We start from the raw sequence: 2,204 nt of genomic DNA on the forward strand, positions 1-2,204 counted from the left end.
TAGAAAGTTTTTTTAGTTATTTAGCAATGCACAAATTTAGGTGTTTGTCAAATTAATTTAGATGCGTTTACCCTGCAAGCACAACCCATTGTCCCTGCACCCGATCGCACTGGCACTACTGTCACGCCCGACGGCGATCGCTTGAATATTACAGGCGGCCAAACTTCTAGAGATGGAGCGAATCTTTTCCACAGTTTTCAACAGTTTGGGCTTACCGAAGGGCAGATTGCTAATTTTATCTCTAATCCCGCTATTCGCAACATTCTGGGTCGGGTTGTAGGCGGCAATCCTTCTATTATTAATGGTTTAATTCAAGTAAGTGGCGGCAATTCCAACCTGTTTTTAATAAATCCTTCGGGCATTATCTTTGGCCCTAATGCTAGCTTGAATCTTCCTGCTGCCTTTACAGCTACTACTGCTACTAACATCGGTTTTGATTCCGGTTTATTCAATATTGTCGGAGCGAACGATTACAGTACGCTGATAGGAACTCCGAACACTTTTTACTTTAATCTCAGCCAACCGGGAAGCATTATTAATGCAGGTAATTTAGCTATTGTGCCGGGACAAAGTATAACTTTAATTGGCGGTACTGTCGTCAGCACAGGTTCCCTGAATGCTCCCCAAGGTAATATTATTGTCGCTGCTGTCCCTGGTAAGAATGCTATTCGGCTTAGTCAAGAAGGGCATTTATTAAGTTTAGAAATTGGGGTTGTTGACGGGGGATTGTTGGCACAGAATGGGCAATTATCTCTGCCTTTGTCTCTTCCGCAATTGCTTGCTGGCGCAGGTGGGAACTCTGCTACTGGTATCTCCGTTAACGGTGCAGGAGAAGTGGTTTTGACGGCGGGTTTGAGGGTGGAAACGGGAGATGTGGCGATCGCTAGTTCTACTGTTAATAGTCAGAATGCTACACTCTCGGCAGCACGTAATCTCACTTTGGTAGAAAGCCAGCTACTTACTGAGAACAATTTGTTTCTGTTGGCAGGAGATACGGTGCGCGTGCGGGATGGCAGTTATCCTTTCAGGGCGATCGCAGGTGGCAATCTTACTATACAAGGTAATCAAAATATTGATATCTTCGCGCTAAATTACCCTAGCCCTGCATTCCAATCCGCAGGGGATATCACATTATTGAGCAATGGCACTGTTTCGGGTGATGCTCACTTCGCTGCGCGTGGTAATTTTTCTATTCTCACATTGTCGGGCAACGGTGGCAGTTTTGTGAGTTTGTACGACCCGATTATTAGCTCCGAGGGAGATGTGAGATTTGGGGATTATACTGGAACCTCACTTAAGGTAGAAGCAAAAGGCGCGATCGCGGCGGGAGATATTACCATCAATGGGCCAGATACTACTTTGTCAGATTCTGCCGATCCAGATGCGGCGGTGCTTTCAGGTAGTGCAGCTTTAATTTTGCGATCGGGCGTTTCGACTTTGGCGAATGCTGCGAATCTGCCGCCGAATGTCACCGCAGGGGAGACATTTTTTACTTCACCGGGTGTTGCTTCGGGCAATAGCATCGGAGTGGGAGCGATTTCGACAGTAGGCGGGCCTGTGATTTTGGAATCAGCAGGGGACATTGCGCTGGATGCGATCGCCACTTCTGGGGGTAATATTGCTCTCAAAGCTGCCAGCGACATCGCCGTTACAGGCACTCTTCAGTCTACTGGCGGCAGTATTGACCTCACGGCTGGCAATCTTCTTACAGTTAGCGGCACTTTTACAGATAGTAGCGGTGTAAATGTGAGCATTTCCAGCGCTAATGGCACGGGTGGCGGCGCGATTACTATTCGCCACGCGGGGAGCACTACTACACCTTTTATTGTCGGCGATGCGACAACGAATGGGACGACGGGAGCCATTACATCAGGTTCCGAGACTATTTCGCCACAGTTTGCGGTGCCGGTGCCGCCTAGCACTTACACTCAGGGCAATATTGCGATCAGTTCTTCCGCGCTATCTCCAACGCCGGAACCACCAACACCAACGCCGGAACCACCAACACCAACACCAAATACTCCAACACCAACACCAAATACTCCAACACCAACACCAAATACTCCAACACCAACACCAAATACTCCAACACCAACACCAAATACTCCAACACCAACACCAAATACTCCAACACCAACACCAAATACTCCAACACCAACACCAAATACTCCAACACCAACACCAAATACTCCAACACCAACACC

At 47.9% G+C, this 2,204-nt stretch carries 1 protein-coding gene; it reads left to right on the forward strand.

The window, feature by feature from the left end; translation table 11 throughout:
- Positions 1-51 precede the first annotated feature (51 nt).
- Positions 52-2,204: two-partner secretion domain-containing protein (locus QUA36_RS31110; protein ID WP_445301476.1), on the forward strand; the 2,153-nt coding region annotated here is incomplete at its 3' end.

This window comes from Microcoleus sp. Pol10D4 (genome assembly GCF_036701555.1).
Lineage (GTDB): Bacteria > Cyanobacteriota > Cyanobacteriia > Cyanobacteriales > Microcoleaceae > Microcoleus.